We start from the raw sequence: 4,876 nt of genomic DNA, 5'->3' as shown, positions 1-4,876 counted from the left end.
CCTCGGCGTGACCCGTTTCGTGGAGATCGGCCCGCAGGGTGTCCTGACGGCCCTGACCCAGCAGAACCTCCCTGACGACACCCGAGCCGTCACGGCCGTCCCCAGTCTGCGCGCCGACCAGGACGAACCCCACACCCTCCTGACGGCGCTGGCCCGCCTGCACACCACCGGTGTCCCGGTCGACTGGCAGGCCTTCTACAAGGGCGAGCACGTCACCCGTATCGATCTGCCCACCTACGCCTTCGAGCGCCGTCGTTTCTGGCTGGATGTGCCGGAGTTGCCCGCTGTGGACGCCGCGTCCATCGGGCTGCGGCCGGCCGACCACCCGCTGCTCAGCGCGGTCGTGGTGTCGCCCGACTCGGGAGGCGTGGTCCTCACCGGCCGACTGTCCATCGCGACACACCCCTGGCTGGCCGATCACAACGTCCTGGGAACCCTGCTGCTCCCCGGCACCGCGTACGTGGAACTCGCGCTCCGGGCAGGTGAGGAGGTGGGCTGCCCGGTGGTCGAGGAGCTCACCATCGAGGCGATCATGCCGCTCACCGCCGACCGGGGCACGGCCGTGCAGACCGTAGTGGGCCCGGCGGATCCCTCGGGCCGACGTTCGATTTCCGTCCACTCGAGGGTGGAGGACGCCCCGGACGACGTTCCCTGGACTCGGCACGTCTCCGGGTTCCTGGCCCCGGTGCAGCAGCCCGCGCCCCCGCCGGGGGGCGCCGCCCTCGGTGGGGCGGTCTGGCCGCCCGAGGGGGCCGAGGCGGTGGACACCAGCGATGTGTACGACTACCTCACCAGCCAGGGCTACCACTACGGCCCGATGTTCCGCGGCCTGCGGTCGGTGTGGCGCCGAGGCGAGGAGGTGTTCGCGGAAGTCGCCCTGCCCGAGGAGGCCGCCGACGAGGCGGCTCCTTTCCGGCTGCACCCGTCCCTGCTCGACGCAGCGCTCAGCGCCACCGACTTCCTCGGCGGCTACCGCCCCCAGGACGTGGGTGCGTCGCATCTGCCCTTCGCCTGGTCCGGGGTGTCGCTGAGCGCGGCGGGCGCGGCCCGGCTGCGGGTCAGGCTGGTGTCCACCGGGCCGGAGGCGGTCCGCCTGGAGCTCGCCGACGCGGTGGGTGCGCCGGTGGCCTCGGTGGACTCCCTCGTCGTACGGGCCATCACGCCCGACCGGGTGGCCGCGGCTGCCAACGCGGCGACGGGCTCCCGGCTCCACGACTCGCTGTTCCGCACGACGTGGAACCACCTTCCGATCGGTGCCGCGGGCGCCACGTCCGCCGAACGGTGGGCGGTGCTCGGCGATGCACGGCATGCCACCCTGGCCGAGCACGCCGAGCTCTTCACCGACCTCTCCGCCCTCGCCAAGACCGTCGACGACGGCGCACCGGCCCCTGATCTGATCCTGCTGCCGTGCCCCGTCGCTCCCGTCGCTCCCGTCGATCCCGCCGGCCGCGACTGGTCCGTACCCGCGCGGGCCCGGGGACACCTCGACGGCGTGGCGGCCGTTCTGCGGGCCTGGTCCGCGGACGAGCGGTTCGCGCCCACGCGACTGATGGTGGTGACCCGGAACGCGGTGGTCACCGGGGAGGGGGACACACCCGATCCGGCCCAGGCACCGCTGTGGGGCCTGGTGCGGGCGGCCCAGCGGGAGAACCCCGGGCGCATCCTGCTCGCCGACGTCGCGACGGACGACGACCGGATCACCCTGCCGCTGGCCGCCCTGGGCGAGCCGGAGTTCGCAGTCCGCGGCAGTGACGTACGGGTACCCAGGCTGACGGCCGCCCCCGTGCCGCTCACGGCCGGTGGCACACCCTGGAACACCGAGGGAACCGTGCTGATCACCGGCGGCACCGGCGGCATCGGATCCCTGCTCGCGCGCCATCTGGTGACGGAACACGGCGTACGGCATCTGCTGCTGGTCGGCCGCCGTGGCGCCGAGTCCCCCGGCGCCAACCGGCTGCGCGAGAGCCTGACCGAACTCGGCGCCGATGTCGTCGTCGCGGCCTGCGACATCGCCGACCGCGCCCAGTTGGACGCTCTGCTCGACGGTATCCCCGGCGAGCACCCGCTTACCGCGGTAGTCCACGCGGCGGGCGTCATGGACAACGCCCTGCTGGCGGACCTGTCCCCGCGGCACTGGGACAACGTGCTGCGCCCGAAGCTGGAAGGCGCCTGGAATCTCCACGAACTGACCCTGCGTCACGAGCTCTCGGCGTTCGTCCTGCTCTCCTCCGTCTCAGGGCTGCTCGTCGGCGCGGGACAGGCCAACTACGCGGCGGCCAACCGGTTCGTCGACGCGCTCGCCCAGCACCGCAGGGCCCAGGGCCTCCCCGCCACCGCGCTCGCCTTCGGTCTGTGGGCCGAGGAGGAGGGCCTGGCCGGCGCGGGCAGCGACGGGGCGCTGGAGGAGCGGCGCATGGCGGACCAGGGCCTGCCGGCGATCGACTCCGCCCAGGGGCTGCCACTGATCGACGAGGGCATCGCCCTGGCCGGCGCGCTGGACGAGCCGGTCCTCGTACCGCTGCGTCTCGACCTGCCGACGCTCGCCGCGCGCGAGTCCGAGGTCTCGCCCATGTTCCGGGAACTCCTGCGGGACTGGTCCGCCAGGGCCAGGCGGGCACCCGCGGCGGTGAGCCCGGCCCAGGCGCCGATCCGGGCCGTGGGTACGGGCGGCCCGGCCGACGCGGCCACGCTGGAGCAGCGGCTGGCGCGGCTCGGCGGCGAACAGCGGCGGCAGCACCTGCTCGAACTCGTACGGGTGCACGTCGCCGCGGTACGCCACGACGACCCGGCCGCGATCGACATCAGCAGGGGCTTCACCGACCTCGGCCTGGACTCGCTGGCCGCGATCGAACTGCGCAACCAACTGCAGACGGCCACCGGGCTGCGCCTGCCCGCGACGCTCATGTTCGACCACCCCAACCCCCTGGCCCTGGCCGAGCACCTGCTCGACGAGCTGCTGCCCGGGATCGAGCAGGACCCAGAACAGCACACGGCTGCGGACACATCCCTCGACGAGGACTCCGTCCGCGCTCGGATCGGCGCCATCCCGATGACCAGACTGCGCGAGTCGGGCCTGCTGGAGGCCCTTCTCGATCTGACCACACCCGAGGCGGCGAACGGAACGGCACCGGACAGCGAGGCCGTGGAGGGGGACCGGAAGAACACCGGTCAGAGCGACGCGATCAAGAGCATGGGGGTCGACGACCTCGTGCGGGCGGCACTCGGCATCGACGATGCCCACTGAGCGAGAGGCTGATTTCACCGTGACCACATCGGTCGACCAGATCGTCGAGGCGCTCCGCAAGTCCATGCTGGACAACGAGCGCCTGCGCCAGGAGAACGACAGGCTGCTCGCCACCTCGCACGAACCCGTGGCCGTCGTCGCAATGGCGTGCCGCTACCCCGGCGGTGTCACCACACCGGAGGGACTGTGGCGGGTGGTGGCGGACGGGGTGGATGCCGTGTCCGGTTTCCCCACGGATCGAAGCTGGGACATCGAGGGTCTGTACGACCCCGAGCCCGGCACGCCCGGCAGGTCTGTCACCCGGGAGGGTGGATTCCTCTACGACGCCGCCGAGTTCGACCCGGACCTGTTCGGGATCGGTCCCAAGGAAGCCCTGACAATGGACCCGCAGCAGCGGCTGCTGCTGGAGGTGTCCTGGGAGGCCCTGGAGCGGGCGGGCATGGACCCGACGACCCTCAGAGGCAGCCGCACCGGGGTCTTCGCCGGCCTCATGTACCACGACTACGCCTCGGCGACGAGCGACGGCAGCCTGGTCTCCGGCCGGGTGTCCTACACCCTCGGTCTGGAGGGCCCGTCGGTGACGGTGGACACCGCCTGCTCGTCATCGCTGGTGGCGCTGCATCTGGCCGCCCAGGCCCTGCGCGCCCAGGAGTGCGAACTGGCGCTCGCGGGCGGGGTGACGGTGATGGCGAACCCGGACATGTTCGTTTACTTCAGCACCCAGCGTGGCATGGCCCCGGACGGGCGCTGCAAGTCGTACGCCGCTTCCGCGGACGGCGTCGGCTGCTCGGAGGGTGCCGGCGTACTGCTGCTGGAACGGCTGTCGGATGCGCGTCGTAACGGGCATCCGGTGCTCGCCGTGATCAAGGGCAGCGCGGTCAATCAGGACGGTGCGTCGAGCGGCTTCACGGCGCCGAATGGTCCGTCGCAGCAGCGGGTGATCCGGGCCGCGCTGTCCAACGCCCGGCTCTCGGCGGCGGACGTCGACGCCGTCGAGGGACACGGAACCGGTACGACGCTGGGCGACCCCATCGAGGCCCAGGCACTGCTCGCAACGTACGGGCGCGAGCGCATCTCCGATGAACGGCCCTTGTGGCTGGGCTCGTTGAAGTCGAACGTGGGCCACACTCAGGCGGCCTCCGGCGTCGGCGGGGTCATCAAGATGGTGATGGCCCTCCGGCACGGGACGCTTCCCCCGACCCTGCACGCGGAGGATCCGACGCCCCAGGTCGACTGGGTGGAGGGGAACGTCCGGCTGTTGACGGAGGCGGTGCCGTGGCCCGCGGAGAGGCGTGCGCGGCGGGCGGGTGTGTCGTCGTTCGGGTTGAGTGGGACGAATGCCCACGTGATCTTGGAAGAGGCGCCGGGGGTCGATCCGGTCGAGTCGGTCGAGTCCGGTCCGGTGGGCGTGCTGCCGGTGGTGGTGAGCGCGAGGTCTGAGGCGGCCTTGCAGGGGCAGGCGGTGCGGTTGTGGGAGTTCGTTGCCGGTGGGGTGTCGGTGCGGTTGGTGGATGCCGCGTACTCGCTGGCCGTGTCCCGGGCCGCGCTGGAGCACCGGGCGGTGGTGCTGGCCTCGGACACCGAGGAGTTGGTGGCAGGGCTGGAGGCGCTGGCTGCGGGGCAGACCGGTCC

Annotated in this window: 2 protein-coding genes; both read left to right on the top strand. The window is 72.3% G+C overall.

The window, feature by feature from the left end:
• A partial coding sequence (locus ACI2L1_RS44855; RefSeq protein ID WP_404745252.1) for a type I polyketide synthase occupies window positions 1-3,244 on the top strand: 3,244 nt, incomplete at its 5' end.
• Between the two features lie 19 nt (window positions 3,245-3,263).
• Window positions 3,264-4,876: type I polyketide synthase (locus ACI2L1_RS44850; RefSeq protein ID WP_404745251.1), on the top strand; the 1,613-nt coding region annotated here is incomplete at its 3' end.

Source organism: Streptomyces sp. NPDC019531, from assembly GCF_044903305.1.
Classification (GTDB): domain Bacteria; phylum Actinomycetota; class Actinomycetes; order Streptomycetales; family Streptomycetaceae; genus Streptomyces.
This window is presented reverse-complemented; position numbering and strand designations above follow the sequence as displayed.